Annotated in this window: 18 protein-coding genes; 8 read left to right on the top strand and 10 right to left on the bottom strand. The window is 59.4% G+C overall.

Annotation, left to right across the window (positions count from 1 at the left end):
- The first annotated feature begins 122 nt into the window (after positions 1-122).
- From AHA_RS18115 to AHA_RS18100, 4 genes are all read left to right on the top strand, one after another.
- Positions 123-1364 (top strand): mechanosensitive ion channel family protein, encoded by a 1242-nt coding sequence (locus tag AHA_RS18115; protein WP_011707327.1) that lies wholly within the window; start codon positions 123-125, stop codon positions 1362-1364.
- A gap of 187 nt (positions 1365-1551) precedes the next feature.
- On the top strand, positions 1552-2478 hold the full coding sequence (locus tag AHA_RS18110; protein WP_073351664.1) for a L,D-transpeptidase family protein: 927 nt from the start codon (positions 1552-1554) through the stop codon (positions 2476-2478).
- Positions 2479-2766: 288 nt separating this feature from the next.
- The gene (putP, locus tag AHA_RS18105; protein WP_011707325.1) at positions 2767-4284 is read left to right on the top strand and encodes a sodium/proline symporter PutP; all 1518 of its coding nucleotides are present in this window, start codon (positions 2767-2769) and stop codon (positions 4282-4284) included.
- A 390-nt stretch (positions 4285-4674) separates the two neighbouring features.
- Entirely contained in the window at positions 4675-5694 is a 1020-nt protein-coding gene (locus AHA_RS18100) for a hypothetical protein (protein ID WP_237701921.1), read from the top strand.
- A gap of 33 nt (positions 5695-5727) precedes the next feature.
- Here AHA_RS18100 and AHA_RS18095 read toward each other — a convergent pair whose 3' ends face one another.
- From AHA_RS18095 to AHA_RS18080, 4 genes are all read right to left on the bottom strand, one after another.
- Entirely contained in the window at positions 5728-6558 is an 831-nt protein-coding gene (locus AHA_RS18095; protein ID WP_011707323.1) for an alpha/beta fold hydrolase, read from the bottom strand.
- A gap of 309 nt (positions 6559-6867) precedes the next feature.
- Positions 6868-8697, bottom strand: a complete 1830-nt coding sequence (locus tag AHA_RS18090; RefSeq protein WP_011707322.1) for an ATP-binding protein — start codon at positions 8695-8697, stop codon at positions 6868-6870.
- Positions 8698-8772: 75 nt separating this feature from the next.
- On the bottom strand, positions 8773-9201 hold the full coding sequence (locus tag AHA_RS18085) for a VOC family protein (RefSeq protein WP_011707321.1): 429 nt from the start codon (positions 9199-9201) through the stop codon (positions 8773-8775).
- 335 nt (positions 9202-9536) lie between these two features.
- The gene (locus AHA_RS18080) at positions 9537-9899 is read right to left on the bottom strand and encodes a DUF2061 domain-containing protein (protein WP_011707320.1); all 363 of its coding nucleotides are present in this window, start codon (positions 9897-9899) and stop codon (positions 9537-9539) included.
- Positions 9900-10085: 186 nt separating this feature from the next.
- On the opposite strand from AHA_RS18080, the gene AHA_RS18075 reads away from it, so the two are divergent.
- Positions 10086-10292: a hypothetical protein gene (locus tag AHA_RS18075; RefSeq protein ID WP_042066438.1), complete on the top strand. Its 207-nt coding sequence runs from the start codon at positions 10086-10088 to the stop codon at positions 10290-10292.
- Positions 10293-10388: 96 nt separating this feature from the next.
- Here AHA_RS18075 and AHA_RS18070 read toward each other — a convergent pair whose 3' ends face one another.
- Entirely contained in the window at positions 10389-10988 is a 600-nt protein-coding gene (locus tag AHA_RS18070; RefSeq protein ID WP_011707318.1) for an FMN-dependent NADH-azoreductase, read from the bottom strand.
- 109 nt (positions 10989-11097) lie between these two features.
- On the opposite strand from AHA_RS18070, the gene AHA_RS18065 reads away from it, so the two are divergent.
- The gene (locus tag AHA_RS18065) at positions 11098-12027 is read left to right on the top strand and encodes a LysR family transcriptional regulator (protein WP_011707317.1); all 930 of its coding nucleotides are present in this window, start codon (positions 11098-11100) and stop codon (positions 12025-12027) included.
- Between the two features lie 50 nt (positions 12028-12077).
- On the opposite strand, the gene AHA_RS18060 is transcribed toward AHA_RS18065, so the two are convergent.
- The 3 genes from AHA_RS18060 to AHA_RS18050 are packed head-to-tail and all read right to left on the bottom strand — an operon-like array spanning position 12078 to position 15290.
- Positions 12078-12932, bottom strand: a complete 855-nt coding sequence (locus AHA_RS18060) for a 23S rRNA (adenine(2030)-N(6))-methyltransferase RlmJ (RefSeq protein WP_011707316.1) — start codon at positions 12930-12932, stop codon at positions 12078-12080.
- Positions 12926-13387 carry a DUF2390 domain-containing protein gene (locus AHA_RS18055; protein WP_164927742.1) on the bottom strand — a complete coding sequence of 154 codons (462 nt, stop codon included), beginning with the start codon at positions 13385-13387 and terminating at the stop codon, positions 12926-12928. The genes AHA_RS18060 and AHA_RS18055 overlap by 7 nt, the downstream gene beginning before the upstream one ends.
- The gene (locus tag AHA_RS18050) at positions 13380-15290 is read right to left on the bottom strand and encodes an ABC transporter ATP-binding protein (RefSeq protein ID WP_011707314.1); all 1911 of its coding nucleotides are present in this window, start codon (positions 15288-15290) and stop codon (positions 13380-13382) included. The genes AHA_RS18055 and AHA_RS18050 overlap by 8 nt, the downstream gene beginning before the upstream one ends.
- 153 nt (positions 15291-15443) lie before the next feature.
- Between AHA_RS18050 and AHA_RS18045 the strand changes: the two genes are divergently transcribed.
- Positions 15444-15854, top strand: coding sequence for a CBS domain-containing protein (locus AHA_RS18045; protein WP_011707313.1), 411 nt, complete (start codon positions 15444-15446; stop codon positions 15852-15854).
- A gap of 82 nt (positions 15855-15936) precedes the next feature.
- Here AHA_RS18045 and AHA_RS18040 read toward each other — a convergent pair whose 3' ends face one another.
- Both AHA_RS18040 and AHA_RS18035 read right to left on the bottom strand, forming a co-directional pair.
- Positions 15937-16392: an NfeD family protein gene (locus AHA_RS18040; protein ID WP_011707312.1), complete on the bottom strand. Its 456-nt coding sequence runs from the start codon at positions 16390-16392 to the stop codon at positions 15937-15939.
- Entirely contained in the window at positions 16389-17309 is a 921-nt protein-coding gene (locus AHA_RS18035; RefSeq protein WP_011707311.1) for an SPFH domain-containing protein, read from the bottom strand. The genes AHA_RS18040 and AHA_RS18035 overlap by 4 nt, the downstream gene beginning before the upstream one ends.
- 197 nt (positions 17310-17506) lie before the next feature.
- Between AHA_RS18035 and cysG the strand changes: the two genes are divergently transcribed.
- Positions 17507-18919 carry a siroheme synthase CysG gene (gene cysG, locus AHA_RS18030; protein WP_011707310.1) on the top strand — a complete coding sequence of 471 codons (1413 nt, stop codon included), beginning with the start codon at positions 17507-17509 and terminating at the stop codon, positions 18917-18919.
- Positions 18920-18924 lie beyond the last annotated feature (5 nt).

The raw sequence follows: 18924 nt of genomic DNA, 5'->3' as shown, positions 1-18924 counted from the left end.
TCCCAGACAACGCCCGGCCCCTGCCGGGCGTTGTCGTTTGTGGCGGCCGTGGCGCCGGCTGTCATTTGACATGGGGTGGCAGATACGTACCCTGACCGCAGTTTCACGCACAGGAGGATGGGATGAAGGAGATGTTTTTTCGCTGGCTGGCCGGGCTCGGGCTGGAGGTAACCGGCATGATGGGGCTGGTGATCGCTCTGGGCTTTATCGTGCTCACCTCGCTGCTGCTGCACATGCTGCTGCACCGGGTGCTGCTGGTGCGGCTGGTGGGGGTGCTCGGCAAGACCAAGCAGGTGTGGCTGCCGCCCCAGCTGCAACAGCGGCTGTTCTACCGGCTCGCCTTCGTGCTGCAGGGGGCCGTGCTGCTCGGCCAGGCCGAGATCTGGCTGCCGCGCAACTCCGACAGCCTGCAACTGATCGAGATGGTGGCCCAGCTCTGGATCCTGCTGTTCCTGCTGCTCTCCCTGTTTGCCCTGCTCGACTGCATGCTGTCGGTGAGCCGCTACACCCGGCTCGGGCGGGATCTGCCCCTGCGCGGTATCTTCCAGGGGGTGAAACTGGTGGGCAGCATCCTGGTGGGCATCCTGATGATCGCCCTGCTGCTCGGCAAGTCGCCGCTGTTCCTGTTCAGCGGTCTGGGTGCCATGACCGCGGTGTTGATGTTGGTGTTCAAGGATCCCATCCTCGGGCTGGTGGCCGGCATCCAGCTCTCCGCCAACCGCATGCTGAGCGTCGGTGACTGGCTGCAGATGGACAAGTACGGCGCCGATGGCGAGGTGACCGACATCGGCCTCACCACGGTCAAGGTGTCGAACTGGGACAAGACCATCACCACCATCCCCACCTATGCCCTCATCTCCGACTCCTTCAAGAACTGGCAGGGGATGACGGAGTCGGGTGGCCGGCGCATCAAGCGCAGTGTCAACATCGACATGACCAGCGTGCGTTTCCTGACGGCGGACGAGCAGCTGCAGCTCAAGCAGGCCCAGCTACTGGCGCCCTATCTGAGCCGCAAGGAGCAGGAGCTGAGCGCCTACAACCAGCAGTTGAGCGACGCCATCAGCTGCCCCATCAACGGTCGTCACCTCACCAACCTCGGTACCCTGCGCGCCTATCTGGACGCCTACCTGCGCGCCCACCCCGGCATTCGCAAGGACATGACCCTGATGGTGCGCCAGCTGGCACCGACCTCGGACGGCCTGCCGCTGGAGATCTACTGCTTCACGGCGACCACCGCCTGGGCCGATTACGAAGGGATCCAGGCCGACATTTTCGACCACATCTTTGCCATCATTGAGCAATTTCATCTGCGGTTGCACCAATCTCCCACAGGTTACGATATGCGCGCCTGGCAAAAGGGGTAAACGACCGACCGGCAGGGGCTGGCGGCGGATAAAAAAAGCGATATTAATCGCCGACCCGCCGCCACTTGTCAGTTGAAATTTGTCCGGCAGAGGAGAAAAATGGCGGCCTTCTCTTCGCCCCCCGGATCGCCCGCCGCTCCCGGGTCAGCCCAGAGTCTTGAACCACGTCATCCATTACAGGAAAGTTATGAAGCTCCTCCACAATACTGCGGCCGCGCTGTGCTGCAGCCTCCTCTTGGGCGCCGCGCCTGCGCTCGCTGTTGAATACGCCCTGCCTGCGGCCAACAGCCGCCTAGTGGGTGAAAATCTGGAATACGTGGTCCCGGCCGAAGAAAACGGCCAGCCGCTGGAGGCCGCCGCCGCCAAATTCCAGCTGGGGCTGACCAACATGCTGGAGGCCAACCCCAAGGCGGATCCCCTGCTGCTGCAGACCGGCGAGAAGCTGATCGTGCCGCACCAGCTGATCCTGCCGGATGCGCCCCGTGAAGGCATCGTGCTGAACGTGGCCGAGATGCGCCTCTACTACTACCCGAAAGGCAAGAAGGTGGTGGAAGTGCTGCCCATCGGCATCGGCCAGCTCGGCACCGACACCCCGGAAAACTGGGTGACCAGCGTGCAGCGCAAGAAGGCGGGCCCGACCTGGACCCCGACCGCCAAGATGCATGCCGAATATGCCGCCCGTGGTGAAAGCCTGCCGGCGGTGTGGCCGGCCGGCCCGGACAACCCCATGGGGCTGTTCGCGCTCTACATCGGCAAGATGTACGCCATCCACGGCACCAACGCCCAGTTCGGCATCGGTCTGCGGGTGAGCCACGGCTGCGTGCGCCTGCGCAACGACGACATCGAATACCTGTTCAAGAAGGTACCGGTCGGTACCCGCGTCCAGTTCGTCAACCAGCCGATCAAGGCCAGCGTCGAGCCGGATGGCCGCCGCTACCTGGAAGTGCATCAGCCGCTCTCCCGCAATCAGGAGGAGTTCAACTCCAGCCTGCCTGCGCCGCTGCCGATGACCCCGGCGGTGACCCGCTTCATCGCCCACGCCGACAGCGACTCCCAGCTGGTCAAGCAGGCGCTGGAGCAGCGCAGCGGCATGCCGATCGCGATCAATCGCTGATTGGTGCTTGCCAACATGGCCCCGACCTCTGGTCGGGGCTTTTTTTTGCGGTCGTGGCGGAGCTGTGCCACTGCTCGTGCCCGGCGGATAAGCAGTTGCTGCGTCAGGATAAAATCTGGCGGAACGGGGCAAAGCTGGTCTGTTGGTTAAAGATGAAACGTTTATATTGTGTTTTCTGTTTGTTAAAAAAGGTTGAGGTCATGGGATCTGCTGATTAAGCTAGGGCGGTTTTTTTAAGGAAGAGCCCGCCGTCAGAACGGGTACACACGTCACATAACGGAGTTTTGAATGACAGCCAGCACACCCATGCTCATCACCTTTCTGGTGTACATCCTCGGGATGGTCCTGATCGGCTTTATCGCCTATCGCGCCACCCGCAACTTTGACGACTACATTCTCGGCGGCCGCCGGATGGGGAGCTGGGTGACCGCCCTCTCCGCCGGCGCCTCCGACATGAGCGGCTGGCTCCTGATGGGCCTGCCGGGCGCCGTCTTCATCGGCGGTATCTCCGAGAGCTGGATCGCCATCGGCCTCACTCTGGGGGCCTATCTCAACTGGCGCTGGGTCGCCGGCCGGCTGCGGGTGCATACCGAGAAGAACCGCAATGCCCTGACCCTGCCGGACTACTTCACCTACCGCTTCGAGGACAAGAGCCGGGTGCTGCGCATCCTCTCCGCCCTGGTGATCCTGCTGTTCTTCACCATCTACTGCGCCTCCGGCGTGGTGGCCGGTGCCCGCCTGTTCGAGAGCACCTTCGGCATGAGCTATGACACCGCCCTCTGGGTCGGCGCCGCGGCCACCATCACCTACACCTTCTTCGGCGGCTTCCTCGCGGTGAGCTGGACCGATACGGTGCAGGCCACCCTGATGATCTTCGCCCTGATCCTCACCCCGGTGTTCGTCATCATCGCGGTGGGCGGCATCGACACCGCCATGGTGCAGGTGGCGGCGCAGAACGCCAGCAACCTCGACATGTTCAAGAACCTGGACTTCATCGCCATCATCTCGCTGATGGCCTGGGGCCTGGGCTACTTCGGTCAGCCCCACATCCTGGCGCGCTTCATGGCGGCGGATTCCCACCACTCCATGGCCAATGCCCGCCGCATCAGCATGACCTGGATGGTGCTGTGCCTGGGCGGCGCCGTGGCCATCGGCTTCTTCGGCCTGGCCTACTTCTCCACCTTCACCGAGCAGGCGGCCGGCGTCACCGGCAACCCGGAGCGGGTCTTCATCGAGCTCTCCAAGATCCTATTCAACCCCTGGATAGCCGGCGTGCTGCTCTCCGCCATCCTGGCGGCGGTGATGAGTACCCTCAGTTGCCAGCTGCTGGTCTGCTCCAGCGCCATCACCGAGGATCTCTACAAGCCGTTCCTGCGCAAGAACGCCTCCCAGCAGGAGCTGGTGTGGGTCGGTCGTGCCATGGTGCTGGTGATCGCGCTCATCGCCATCGCCGTCGCGATGAACCCGGAAAACCGGGTGCTGGGGCTGGTGAGCTACGCCTGGGCCGGCTTTGGCGCGGCCTTCGGCCCCGTGGTGCTGCTCTCCGTGCTCTGGTCGCGAATGACCCGCAACGGCGCTCTGGCGGGCATGCTGGTGGGTGCCCTGACCGTCATCGTCTGGAAGCAGTTCGGCTGGCTGGGGCTCTATGAAATCATCCCGGGCTTCCTCTTCTCCGGACTCGCCATCGTGGTGTTCAGCCTGCTGGACAAGGCCCCCTCCAAGGCCATGCTGGAGCGCTTCGACGACGCCGAGCGCGAGTTCCAGACCCCGCCGGATGCGCTGGGTCAGCCGGTTACGGTCAACTGAGTCGGCTATTGCAGATAACAAAAAGCCCCGCGATGCGGGGCTTTTTTGCCAGTACAAGCGACAGATCCGTATCGAAGACGCTCTAGATGCCAAAGATCCTTTCTGCGGTCTGAAAGAAGTTAAAAACCGGGCTTAATTGCTTGTCTTGCTCGTGTTTGGGTTGGCATGATGAAAGCCGGAACCGTATGGTTCCTTTTTCATCTGTTGATTGCCCATTTCTGCGAGAGAAAATTTCAATATGCCCACTCTGATGAGTGGGCAGCGTGAGGATGGACAATAGCCACAACACAGGAGAGAAGGGTGATAGCAAGGTTTTGGCTGGGGTTGGGTTGTTTGTTGCTAGCTATGGTTACGCAGGCCAGTGAGGTGTATCAGGGCAAGGTAGGACGAATGCCGGTAGTGATGACCCTTGATACGTCATCAGATGGTACGGTCAGTGGGCGTTACTTCTACCGCAAGTACCGAAAGGATATTCCCCTGTCGGGTAAGTGGGAGGGTAAGACCCTGCAGCTCTCAGAATTGTGGGATAACAGTGAACCCGAAAAGATCGCCATGCTCCTCGAGCGCTCCGGTAATGGCCTTCAGGGAACATGGGCCGGGAAGAAGCCTATTTCTGTGGTATTGAAGGTGGTCGATAGCAGCGCCATTGATATACAGGATCCGGTTCTTGTCAGCTGGCGTAAGCGTGATCTTTATGAACTCATGCGACTTGAAGGACTTTCACTAAAACCGGGCAAGCGAGAGTCATTTCAGGGTTATAGCTTGCAATGGCTGCAAGAGCCGCAAAGCAAAATTGCGTATTTTCGCATTACGTCAGGGCTACCTGCTGAGCCGCTTGGGAAACTCAATCATGTGCTGGCAGAGCGTCAGTGGAGCGAGGTCGCCAGTTATTTTCAGTGTATGAGTACCCCTATGGGTGGGGAATTCGACCAGATGGTTACGCCCCGTTTCATCAGTCCGAACTTGCTCAGCGCCAGTATCTTTACCGGCTATTTTTGCGGTGGTGCACACCCTGACTTTGGTGATTCGCCATTAAACATTAATCTTGCCACCGGAGAGATGCTGACACTCGAAGACCTGCTCTGGGTTGGTAGTGGAGCTCCAGTAAAGTTCGATAGTCGGTCGTATGACCCTGCAGCATCTGAGTACAAGGAGAAGTATCTGGCCCCTTGGCTCGTAAACGAGTTTCGGCGGCTCTACCCCAATGATATGGTTCCCGATGCGGAAGAGTGCAATTACGCAGATCCGTCAGTCTGGGAGTATGCCTCTTGGTATATGACAGAGAAGGGAATAGTGTTGGACCCTTCTTTTCCCCGTGTCGAGCGTAACTGCGAGCTGACCGAGTGGAGCATACTACCCTGGTCGGTTATCAAGCAGCACCCGGGGCGATTACCGCAGCTGATGCCTTGATGAAAAAACCGGAACCCTTGGGTTCCGGTTTTCTTATGCCGGTTGTTTGAACCAGCGCTGCAACTGCTGCACAAACAGCGCGGGCTGCTCGATGGGGTAGAGATGGCCAACATCCGCCACCTGCAGGCGCTGGCAGGCGGGAATGGCGTTGCTAAGGGCCTCGCACACTTGCGCAAACAGTGCTCTGGTCTGTGCGCCCTGTACGATGCAGGTGGGCACGCTGAGTGCGGCAAGGCGCGACGGCGACCAATCCGGCCGCTCGCTCTGTCTCAGCTGCTTGGGCAGGCTGGCGGCCTCCGCCAGCTGGGCCTGCTGCCACTTGAGGGGTTGCGCGGCAAAGTAGCCCGGGCGGCCCCCCGAGCCATCGATCAGGGTGGCCACCGCCCCTTGCAACTGCCCAGCTTCAACCTGACCAAACACAGGGCCGAACATGGCGCCGGCATCGGCCATAAAGGCGGCGAGCCCCTGCTCATCCAGCGCCCCCGGGCAGCCCGGCTCCACCAGATAGAGGCTTCGGACGTGTTCCGGTGCTTGCAAGGCGGCTGTCAGCGCCACATCCGCGCCATAAGACCAGCCGACCAGATAGACAGGCCCGCACGCCAGCTGTGCCAGCAGTGTGAGCAGTGTGAGCAGATCGCCGGCATGGGTCTCAAGGCCGAAAGGCCCCTCTTTGCCCGCTTCGCCGAAGTGGCGCAGGGTGGGGGCATAGACGGTGTAGTGCTGTGAGAGCTGCTCGATATGTTCGAGCCAGAGGGTATGGTTGGCCAACGCGCCATGGATCAGCAGCAGCGGCTCACCGGAACCGGCCTGCAGGCAGGGCATTGGGCTGCTATTGATGATAAATGTGTGAGTCTGTGACTGCATATCAACGCCTCCTCGGCGTGTCGTAGAAGTGGGGGTATATATAACAATGGCGAGGAGGACGGTTATTTAAGTTACTTGCCATTTCATTATAAAAATATTTATTTATCGGCGGAAACCTATAGTTTCAGCTTGTGATGATGTCGATGAGTTTCATACCGGCTCAAAGTGTAAACATAAAGCAGGTAAGGGGGGCAATTTTTTGGTGTGCGATGATATAAAGTATGGTTCGCTATTGCAAATATGGGGGAAGTTTGATTCAGACACCGGCTTTAGGCCGGTATCTGGTAGTTATAGTATCGTTCATGAATGTTAAATGTCGATATCTAATTGACATCTGGATCTTACTTGATTAATGAAAACTCCTAAACTAGGAGACATTTTTTGGCTGAACATGCTTTCCCAAGCATCCTCCCAATTATCGTTCAAAGAAAAAGTTCTTTTATTTGTTTTTACATTTATTACCTTGCTGAAAAGCCATGGTTGATTTAGAAGTCTGGCATCTCTTAATGCTCTGGATACATTGTTTGAGAATTTTGGTTTATTAGATGGTGTTAGGTATTTATTTATTGCTGATGTCATATCTGCACCTGTCGATGTAGGTATTCCCCTCACAGCTTGTATTACGAGCGCCATAAAAATCAAAGGTATATACTCAGTGCCAAGTGATGACAAAGTGTTTATGTTTTTAGGGACGACAGATTGAATTACCTTTTCTATATTGACTATCTTTCCATCGATAACTTTAAGTTCATCCCAAAGTACTCCGCTAGTTTTCCTCCACGCTGCGGCAGAACCTTTTCTTTCTGGTATTTGCTCAATGATATCTCGGTCTTTCAAGCGGAGAAATACAGATTTCATTTTGTTTTCGCTCTTTATTCCTGTAATCTCTCGGCCGATTTTATTGGTTATCTCCTCGTGTTCACGCAGATAATCTATTACTAACTCCTCTGGTGAGGCAAGAGACTGATGATATATGAATACTAGAACTGAATCATCTGTCTCAACTATTTCTGGAGCTTTCAATCTTAATAGGTTCATTGCTCTGAATGCAGTATTTAATCCCTCTCCTACATCTTTGTTTGGCGGCTCCGGAAATTTGTTTATTAATCTAACTAGGGTTGGGTTTCTTGCGCTTTGAGTATCCAAAATATTTTTTGTTGTAACATGTCCAGGTAATTTTCCTGGGCTTTCAATTTCAACTCTGTTATCAAAAATACGAATTTGAACATCAGCTGCAATACTGTAGTCTCTATGCAATACAGCATTGGTTATTATTTCGTGTATTGTTTCATGTGGGTATGTGATTGAAATAAGACTCTTGTCGCCTAATCTTTTAATGTTTTCAATTATTTTCTTTGTCTTATCTACAGCTTGGTAAATTAAGTTATAGGCATCTCCTTCAACTGTTAATGGTACTCCATCTAGAAACTCCCTGCCAATATCCTCTTCGCGAGTTTTATATCGCATGATTTTAATACTGCATCTTTTGGCTAAGTATATGGCTGGTTCATCACAAAAAAGAAGTACTCCTACAACCTTAGCTTGCTCATCGCGAATAAGCTCTTGATTCTCTAAATACTTTATAGGCTCTGAGTGTGGAATTATATTTATCATGAAGTTGGTGATGGATTTACTTTCTTTTAATTTTTTATGATTAACATCGATCCATTCATCTTCAAAGGTAAATATACCTTTGTCAAATTTTAATTTAGCAATATCCTCATCTTTTTCTATCTTAATTTTCCCTGCGTTTTGCCTTACAAATATTTCTCCTTTTGTAGATTTAACAATGTGCTTAATCTTTTTTACAATAATGTGTAGAACGTACCCTGTTTCATTCTCACAGCTTAAAAACTCAAATGTAAGGTGGTTTCCAAAAGGATGTGCATTGAAAAGGACATGAACAACGTCATTTGCAGCTTCTTGATCAGCATAACCATTCCACCGTCTTAAACCTGTTCTAGAATCTTCTTCAATACCAAGATATATATCCCCACCTCCTGAGTTTGCAAAAGCAGATACAGTTTCAGATAATTTTGCTGGTTTAATTTCTTTAGCCTTTACATCAGTAAGATAGCCTTCCTCTATATTTATAATGTTTTCTGCTTGGTTATTATCAATTTCAAATGCATTAATCATTTTTCAACTCGTCCTTTGATTCTTTATTGTTTAATTCATTGTTTACTGCCCTTGCTAAAGATGGATAATCATTTGTTAGTAAGTAATGACCACTGATTCCGCGTTACGTTTTGCCTCGCCGTGATACACCGCTTCGATATTATTGCCGTCCGGATCGAGGACGAATGCGGCGTAATAGCCGGGGTGATAATTGCGCTCGCCGGGGGCGCCGTTGTCCTGGCCCCCATTGGCCAGCGCTGCCTGATAGAAGCGATCCACCATGGCCCTGTCTTGTGCCTGAAAGGCGAGATGATGGCGGCCGGTCAATGTCCCCAGCGCCGCCGGGCTGTCGATAGCGGTGACAAACAGCTCGTCTGCCCAGAAGTAACCCTCACCGGTGCCGCCTATGGGAATGTCGAGGGCTGCCAGTGCGGCTGTGTAAAAACGCTGGCTGGCAGCCAGGTCTTTCACCACCAGCTGGAGATGGTCGATCAGCCGACCGCGATGCAATGTTTGTGTTTCCATACACCACCTTGCTTTGCATGTTGTGGATGAGTCGCCGGCCGACTCCTTGCCGTGATCGGCAGGAATTGGCAAGCCGATGACATGGCTACCGCCCCTGAATTTCAGCCTCCAGTCTGCTGCTTTGTAACCAACGGGGATGGCGGAAAGGGCTCATGGGTGACTCCGACGAGGCTTGGATTGCCATTCGGGTATGGTAGCGAGAGAGGGGCGCAGGGGAAGGGCGAGGTGATAAATGTTGGGGCGGGATCAACAAATTGGTCAGTACGGCAAGGGGTGGCCCCTTGCCGGGGGGAGAGAAGCTGGTCCAAGCGTGGGGAAGGGCCGCAGCCCCTCCCTCAGGCCAGTGCCAGCTGCTGACGGGCGCGCCACAGCCGCTCGTGGAAGAAGAAAACGACGGTGTTGATGGCAGGCTCGATCATCGCCATCACGCCGCCGGTGAGCAGCTCGCCGCTCAGCAGGTAGGCGACGCCGAAGGCCACCGAGAAGTGCACCAGGGCGAAGCTGCTGGTCTTGGCCTGCAGGCTGTGGCGGGGCTTGAGCTTGTGCCAGCCGAGATCGTGGAAGTAGAAGGCGACCGTGTTGACGGCGGGCTCTATCAGAGCGATCAGGCTGGCGGTGAGCAGTTCACCGGTCAGCAGGTAAGCCACGGTGAAGGCCACGGTGAAGTGCAAAACGGCAAAGCTGATGGTCTTTTTCATGATGGCGGCTCCCTCTGGTGATGAACAGAGTATCCCCTGAAATCACATTAAATGAAAACTATTCTCATCTAATGGTTGGATAGGGAGGGCCTATCAAGTGAGAATGCCCTCACCGGATTGGGAGTTGCCTGGGGCCACAGCGGCGCTAGAGTGAGCCTTTGCCATGAAAAAGGAGCTTTCATGCATATGAATATCAACGCCACCCTGTTGGGGCAGTTCATCCTGTTGCTGATGATCATCGTCGGCGTCGTGGCCTGGCGACTGGCGCGCCGCAAGAGCGAGCATCCGGTGCTGATCACAGTGCTGTGCATGTTGCTCAGCCTGGCCCCGCCTTTCGCCCTGCTGGCGCTGCTCATTCTGGCGCTCTGGCGGGATCTCCCGGGCAAAACGTGAGGTTGGCTGGCATGGAAAAAGCCCCGTGACGGGGCTTTTTTATTTGGCGTTTCCCGCGTAGCTGCCGGTTGGGGCGGCAAGAGGCGGGGGAGGGGCTCACCGGCTGAGGGTGGCGATCCGCTCATGGGCCTGGCGCATGCCCTGCTCCGCCCCGTGGGGGTGCAGGTCCATCCCTTCCGCGTAGACGAACTCCACCTGCACGATGCCCATCAGGCCGAGCACGGACTCGAGGTAGGGGGTGACCGCATCCGTTGTCTGGCCCTGATGTACGCCGCCGCGGCTGCTGAACACCAGGGCTTTTACCCCCTCCACCAGCCCCATGGGGTAGCTGTCGGTGTAGCGAAAGGTGACCCTGGCTCGCGCCACCAGATCGAACCAGTTCTTGAGCGGGGTCGGCACGTTGAGGTTGTACATGGGGGCGCCGATCAGCAGCAGGTCGGCGGCCTTGAGTTCGGCAATCAGTTGGTCCGACAGCGCCACCGCCTGGCGGATGGCCTCGTTGGCCGGTTCGGCTCCCCGCAGGGCGTGAAACAGTGCGCTGTCCAGTGGCGGCAGGGTGAGGGCGGGCAGGTCGCGTACCACCACCTGGTCCTGGTGGCCTTGCTCCCGGCGCGCTTGCAGAAAGCGCTCCATCAACTGGTTGGTGCGGGATGCGGGGCCGTTGAGGCTGGATTGCAGCAGCAGGATCTGACTCATGAGGTGAACTCCATCTGACAAAGTGTGGGGATGGAGGGAGCTTATCAGTCATTTTTTTCCGCAGTGCTGATACTATTTCGCCATATTGGTTCCACAAGGTATGCAATAGATGGCAAACAGCCTCAATGGCCTCGATCTGTTCGCCAGCGTGGTGGAGGCGGGCAGTTTTGCCCAGGCCGCCGAGCGGCTTCACCTCACCCGCTCGGCGGTGGGCAAGGGGATTGCCCGGCTCGAGCAGCGTCTCGGCGTCCAGCTGTTTCACCGCACCACCCGCAGCCAGAGCCTGACCGAGGAGGGGGCGCTGTTCCATCGTCACTGCCTGCGGGCGCTGGAGGAGGTGCGCCTCGGCGAGGCGGCGCTGGCCAGCAACAAGCTGACCCTCAACGGCAGCCTCAAGGTCTCCATGCCGGTGCTGTTCGGCCAGCTGTGCGTGGCGCCCCTGCTGCTGGAGCTGGCGCAGGCTCATCCCGGGCTGGCGCTGTCGCTGTCGTTCAGCGATCGCAAGGTGGATCTGGTGGAGGAGGGGCTCGATCTGGTGATCCGCAACGGGGAGCCGCCAGACAGCCTGGATCTGGCGGCGCACCGGCTCGGCGAGCACGGCATGACGCTCTGCGCCGCGCCCAGCTATCTGGCCGAGCGGGGCGAACCGATGATGCTGGCGGATCTGGCCGAGCACGAGGGCATCGCCTATCTGCGGCAGGGGCGGGTACTGGCGTGGCAGTGGCAGCTGGATGGCCAGTGGCAATCGGTGCGGCCGACGGGGCGCCTGCAGTTTGACGATCTGCACGCCATCACCCAGGCAGCCATCGCGGGCTTTGGCTTGGCCTGGTTGCCGAGCTGGCTGGCGCGCCCACACCTTGAGCGGGGCGAACTGTGCGAAGTGCTGGGCTCGCTCAAGGGCAGGCGTTATCCCATCAATGCCCTCTGGCCTCACAGCCCGCACCTGCCGCTCAAGACCAGAATGGCCATCGACTGGTTGGCGAGCCGGCTGCCGGCGCGGCTTGCCAGCGTGGCAGGGGTTGGCAGCCATGACCAATAAAAAGGGCCTGCAGTGGCAGGCCCTTGGCGGTGTGCGAGTGATGCAAGGCGTTACGCTTCAACCTTGTTGAGCCACTCGACCTTGTACTGGGCGCCGGCACCCTGGGCCAGCTTGGCGCAGAGGGGTTTCAAGAAGGCTTCAATCTGCTCATCCAGCATCCAGGGCGGGCTGATTATGAGCATGCCTGAGCCGTTCATGCCCCAATCTTTGGTCTGACCGGCCACTTCCAGCTCGGCCACCAGGACGTTGCCGAAGTTCTCGCGCTTGATGGCGCGCAGCATGTCGCGGGACTTGTCCGCCTCTTCCCCCAGAATGGGATACCAGAGGGCATAGATGCCGGTGGCCCAGCGTTTTTGCGCCTTTTTCAGGGTATCGACTACCGCGAAGTAATCTTCCTTGAGCTCATAGGGCGGGTCGATCAGCACCAGGCCGCGGCGCGGGGTGGGCGGCAGCAGGGCCACCAGCCCCTCGAAGCCGTCCCTATGGTGCACGGCGACGCGGGGGTCGTAACCCATGTTGGCGCGCAGATCGTCCACCTCGTTGTTGTGCAGCTCCATCAGTGCCAGCTTGTCCTGCTCGCGGGCGAGGCGGCGCGACAGCTCCGGCGAGCCGGGGTAGTAGCGCAACTGACCATCGCTGTTCATCTCCTCGATGACGCCGAGATAGGGGGCCATGGCAGACCACTGGGTCCGCTCGTCCCACAGCCGGCCGATGCCGTCAGCATACTCCGCCTTTTTCTGCGGCCAGTCGCCGCACAGGTCGTAGAGACCGCCACCGGCATGGGTGTCCAGCACGATGAAGGGTTTCTCCTTCTTCTTGAGGGACTCGATGATCAGGGCCTGAACGGCGTGTTTCAGCACGTCGGCGTGGTTGCCGGCGTGAAAGGCGTGGCGATAACTCAGCATATTAGGTCTCTGAGGGGGCCCTGCTGGGCCCCCAGTAACAATAGATAGTTCAACAGGTTGCGGCTGTTGCCGCGAAACAGGGTGAGGCTGCGCAGGGTCTGCAGCAGCACCCCTTGTTGCAGCCGCTCCAGCTCCAGCTCGTGGGCCAGCATGGCCTGATACTCCTGCTCGCCGAGCCGCGCCTTGGCGCTCGAACGCAGGGTGCGCCAGGGGCCGAGCACCGCCTCGGTCTGCACCAGCGCCGGTTGCAGGTCGGTCAGATCGACCGGGATCCCGCACTGATCCAGCCGGTGCAACAACAGGGCCAGATTGACGTTGCCCCCCTGCGCCTGCACGCTGAGCCAGTCCTGGCTGCGCGCGCCATAGACCTCGCCACTCCACTGCCAGAAGTCGAGCGGGCCCGGCAGTTCGTGGGGGGCGATCCGCTCGCTCGCCATCAGCTGTTCGTCACGCAAGGAAGGCCTGCTCCATGGTTTCTAGCTCCTCACTGAGGCTCATCCACTCCAGCTCCACCCCTTCCAGCTCCTCCTTGATGGGGCCCTGGGACTTGAGCAGTTCGGAGAGCTTCTGCTTGGCGCTCTCTTCATAGATGGCGGGATCGGCCAGCTGCTCTTCCACCGCGGCCAGCTTGGCCTGCAGTTTCTCCATGCTGGTTTCGAGCTTCTCCAGCTTCTGGCGCAGCGGCCGGGTCGCTTGCCGGAATTCCGCCTCGCGCCGCTTCTGATCCTTGCGCGCCACCGCCGAGTTGGCGGAGACAGGGCCGTCGTCCGGTTTGGCGTTGGCCTCTTTCTCCTGTTCGCCAAGCCACTTGTGGTAGTCGTCCAGATCGCCGTCGAACGGCTCGACCCGGCCACCGTGCACCAGATAGAAGTCATCTGTGGTGGTTCGCAGCAGGTGCCGGTCGTGGGAGACCACCACCATGGCGCCCTCGAAGCCTTGCAGCGCCATGGTCAGGGCGTGGCGCATCTCCAGATCCAGGTGGTTGGTCGGTTCATCCAGCAGCAAGAGGTTGGGCTTTTGCCAGGTGATGAGGGCCAGCACCAGCCGCGCCTTCTCGCCGCCGGAGAAGGGGGCTACCTTGTCGAGCGCCTTGTCACCGTGAAAGCCAAAGCTGCCAAGGTAGTTGCGCAGCTCCTGCTCGGTCTTGTCCGGCGCGAGGCGCACCAGGTGATCGAGGGGCGAGTCGTCCAGGCGCAGGGTCTCCAGCTGATGCTGGGCGAAGTAGCCGATGCTGACCCCGGCGCTCACCTCGAGCTTGCCGGAGAGCGGCGGGTTGGAGCCAGACAGCATCTTGATGAAGGTGGATTTGCCGGCGCCGTTGCGACCGAGCAGGCCGATGCGCGAACCCGGCACCAGGTTGAGTTTGATCTTCTCCAGGATCACCTTGTCGCCGTAACCGGCAGAGAGGTTCTCCATGGCAATCAGCGGGGTCGGCAGGGCCGACGGCTCGCGAAACTCGAAGCTGAACTCGGAATCGGCGTGGGCGGGCAGGATCTTCTCCATCCGCTCCATCGCTTTGAGCCGGCTCTGGGCTTGACGGGCCTTGGAGGCCTTGTAGCGGAAGCGGTCCACATACGCCTGCATGTGGGACATCTCGCGCTGCTGCTTCTCGTACATGGACTGCTGCTGGGCCAGGTGTTCGGCGCGCTGCAGTTCGAAGTCGGAGTAGCCGCCGGTGTATTCGTTGAGTTTGCCGTTCTCGATGTGGATGATGCGGCTGATGACCGAATCGAGGAAGTCGCGGTCATGGGAGATCAGTACCAGCGTGCCCTGATAGGCTTTGAGCCACTTCTCCAGCCAGATGACGGCGTCGAGATCCAGGTGGTTGGTCGGTTCATCGAGCAGCAGCAGATCGGAGCGGCAGAGCAGCGCCTGGGCGAGGTTCAGGCGCATGCGCCAGCCACCGGAGAAGCTGCGCACCGGCGAACTCAGCTGTTCGTCGCTGAAACCGAGGCCGTGCAGCAGTTCGGCGGCGCGGGCACGAATGCTGTAGGCGCCTATGGTGTCGAGCCGGCCGTGCAGCTCGGCCACCAGCAGCCCGTTGTCATCCTGCTCGGCCTGGGCCAGCTGGGCCTCCAGGGCGCGGAACTCCTTGTCGCCGTCGATCACGTAGTCGAGGGCGGAGCAGTCCAGCGCCGGGGTCTCCTGCGCCACGCCGGCAATCTGCCAGCCGGCGGGCAGGCTGAAGGTGCCGCTGTCGATGGCCAGCTCGCCCCGTACCAGTGCAAAAAAGGTGGACTTGCCACAGCCGTTCTTGCCCACCAGACCCACCTTGTGGCCGGGATGAATGGTGGCGGATGCGTTGTCCAGCAGCTTGCGGCCGCCGCGGATCAGTTCGATTTGACTGGCAACTATCATGGATTGGTCTGCTTGGCTCAAATGGAGGAGAAAAACTGGCGCGGATCTTACGTGAAACGGCGCAGATTTGCACTTGAGGCGGGGGGCAACCACTGGCTGGGGGGGCAAAAACATGCCATAACAGAGCAATCAGTCAGGGTTGGGGAGGTTAGCATGCTTATCAGGGACATCATGACGACCCGGGTCGCCACCGTTTCCATGGATGACCGGCTCAATGTCATCAAGGAGATCTTCGAGCAGGCTCACTTTCGCCACCTGCTGGTGCTGGAAGAGGAGGAGCTGGTGGGGGTCATTTCAGACCGGGATCTGTTCCGCGCCATCAGCCCCTATCTGGACTCCGAGGCCGAGATGAGCCGCGACACCGAGACCCTCAACCGGCGCGCCCACCAGATCATGAGCCGCCACCCCATCACCATCGCTCCCCAGCTGACGGTGCGGGACGGGGTCAAGATGATGCTGGAGAAGAACGTCTCCTGCCTGCCGGTGCTGGAAAACGGCGCCCTGGTCGGCATCATCAGCTGGAAGGATCTGCTGCGCGCCGCCCTCGACAGCGACGCCTTCTAGCCACGCCGGCACAGCTTGCAAGACAGCGAAAAGGGCTCCGAGGAGCCCTTTGTCGTTGGCGGTCATGGCGCCTTGCCCTGTGTCAGGGCAGCGGCTCTACCAGCAGGATATGGGAGTCATGCCCCGTCACCCGCACCTTGCTGCCGGCGCTCAGCGGCTGGTTGCAGCGCACCGTCCAGGCGGTGTCGTCCAGGTGTACCCGGCTCATCCCCTGAGTCACGTCATCCAGCAGCACCAGCTCGCGGCCCAGATAGCCCTGCATCCGCTCGTTGATGGGAGCGGCGGCATCCCGGCTGGAGCGATCCCGGCGGTGCTGCCAGCGCCACCAGGCCCAGGTGGTGAGCAGGGATTGCAGGCCAAACAGCAGCAGCTGCGCCTGCCAGCCGAAGGGCCAGACCAGCAGCAGCAGGCCCACTTCCAGCGCGGCGATGCCGGTCCAGAGCAGAAAGCCCACCGAGCCCAGCACCTCGATGGCCAGCAGCGCGAAGCCGAGCCCCAGCCAGTGCCAGTGGGTCAGCCCCTCGAACAGGGCTGTCATGACTTGCCGCCCTTGCCATCCTTGAACAGCTCGGCCATGCCGGCCACGGCACCGATCAGGCTGCCCGCCTCCAGCGGCATCATCACCACCTTGCTGTTGGGGCCTTCGCCGATGCGGGCCAGCGCCTCGGTGTATTTCTGGGCCACAAAGTAGTTGATGGCCTGCAGATCCCCTTCGGCGATGGCTTTGGAGACCATGTGGGTCGCCTTGGCTTCCGCCTCGGCGGCCCGCTCGCGCGCTTCGGCGGCGAGGAAGGCGGCTTGACGTTCACCTTCGGCCTTGAGGATCTGGGACTGCTTCTCCCCTTCCGCTTTCAGGATCTTGGACTGGCGCACCCCTTCGGCCTCCAGCACCTCGGCCCGTTTCTGGCGCTCGGCCTTCATCTGGGCGTTCATGGCTTCGACCAGTGCCAGCGGCGGACGTACATCCTTGATTTCGATCCGGGTCACCTTGATGCCCCAGGGGGCGGTGGCGGCATCCATGGTGCGCAGCAGCTTCTCGTTGATGGTGTCGCGCTGGGAGAGCATCTCGTCCAGCTCCATGGCGCCGAGCACGGTCCGCATGTTGGTCATGGTGAGATTGCGGATGGCGCTGGTGAGATCGTTGACCTCATAGCCCGCCTTGCGGGCATCCACCACCTGCACGAAGCTGATGGCATCGATGGTGACGTTGGCGTTGTCGCGGGAGATCACCTCCTGCGCCGGGATGTCCAGCACCTGCTCCATCATGATGATCTTGTGGCCGACCCTGTCCACATAAGGGATCAGCAGGTTGAGGCCCGGCACCAGAGTGCGGGTGTAGCGGCCGAAGCGCTCCACGGTCCAGTTGTAGCCCTGTGGCACTATCTTGATGCCGGCGCTCAGGGTCGCGAGCACCAGAAACACGAAGATCCCCAGCACAATCAATGACTCATTCATTATTAAGCTCCTTATGAAACACTTTCACTAGCCTATGGCCTTGCGCCTGGCACCACAAGCGCCTTGCTTCGCCTTTGTCATCATACGGCTTTGTTAATTACTAAAACGCATTAAAAAGCATTTTTTATTATTTTGAGGGATAAGCAGCCCTGCCTATAGTCGCCCCATATTAGTCGTGTTCCGAGGGATGGGCCGAAATGGATTATTTGCCGATGTTTGCCAAATTGGACGGTCGCCCGGTGCTGCTGGTAGGAGGGGGCGAAGTGGCCCTGCGCAAGGCGCGCCTGCTGCTGGCGGCCGGTGCCAGGCTGACCCTGGTCTCCCCCGAACTGGAACCCGACTTCCACCAATTTGCCGATCGCTTCACCCATCTGGCGGAGCGCTTCACCCCGGCCCACCTGACCGGCCAGATCCTGGTGGTGGCCGCTACCGACGATCTCGAGGTGAACGCCCTGGTCTATCAGAGCGCCAACCAGCTCGGCCTGTTCGTCAACGTGGTGGACGACCCCAAGCGCTCCAGCTTCATCTTCCCTTCCATCATCGATCGCAGCCCCATCATGGTGGCCGTCTCCAGCGGCGGCAAGGCGCCGGTGCTGGTGCGTCTGCTGCGCGAGCGGCTCGAGAGCCTGCTGCCCCGCCATCTCGGCGCTCTGGCCGAGCTCTCCGGCCGGGTACGCGATCAGGCCAAGCGGGTGCTCTCCTCGATTTCCGACCGTCGCCGCTTCTGGGAACGCGCCTTTGCCTCCAACACCCTGGCCGGTCTGATTGAGAAAGAGGATTGGCAGGGGGCCGAGCAGTGGCTGAACGATGGCCTCGACCAGGCGAAAAACGAAGTGGGCGAGGTGGTGCTGGTGGGGGCGGGCCCCGGCGATCCGGGCCTGTTGACCCTCAAGGCGCTGCAACAGATTCAGCAGGCCGAAGTGGTGCTCTACGACCAGCTGGTCTCGCCCGAGATCCTCGATCTGGTGCGCCGCGACGCCACCCTGGTGTCGGTCGGCAAGAAGGCCGGCGCCCACAGCGTGCCGCAGGAGGAGACCAATCGCCTGCTGGTGGAATACGCCAAAGCGGGCAACCGGGTGGTGCGACTCAAGGGAGGCGATCCCTTCATGTTCGGCCGTGGCGGCGAAGAGCTGGAAGTGCTGGCCGAGGAGGGCATCCCCTTCTCGGTGGTGCCTGGCATCACGGCGGCTGCCGGTGCCACCGCCTATGCCGGCATTCCGCTTACTCACCGCGACCATGCCCAGAGCGCCGTCTTCATTACCGGCCATTGTCAGATCGATGGCAAGGAGCCCGACTGGCAGCAGCTCGCCGCGACCAGCCAGACCTTGGTCATCTACATGGGGCTGATGCGCTCCGAGCATATCCAGCAGCAACTGGTGAGCCATGGCCGCAGCAGCGCCACCCCCATCGCCATCATCGAGCGTGGCACCACCGCCCGCCAGCGGGTACTTACCGGTACCTTGGCGGATCTGGCCGAACTGGCCGCCCAGGCGGTGAGCCCGTCCCTTATCGTCATCGGTGAAGTGGTGGCCCTGCGCGAGCGGCTCGCCTGGTTTGGCGAGGGGCAACAGCAGGGCACCTGCGACCTCAAGCTGGTGAGCCTGGCCTGAGCGCT

Source organism: Aeromonas hydrophila subsp. hydrophila ATCC 7966, from assembly GCF_000014805.1.
Lineage (GTDB): Bacteria > Pseudomonadota > Gammaproteobacteria > Enterobacterales > Aeromonadaceae > Aeromonas > Aeromonas hydrophila.
This window is presented reverse-complemented; position numbering and strand designations above follow the sequence as displayed.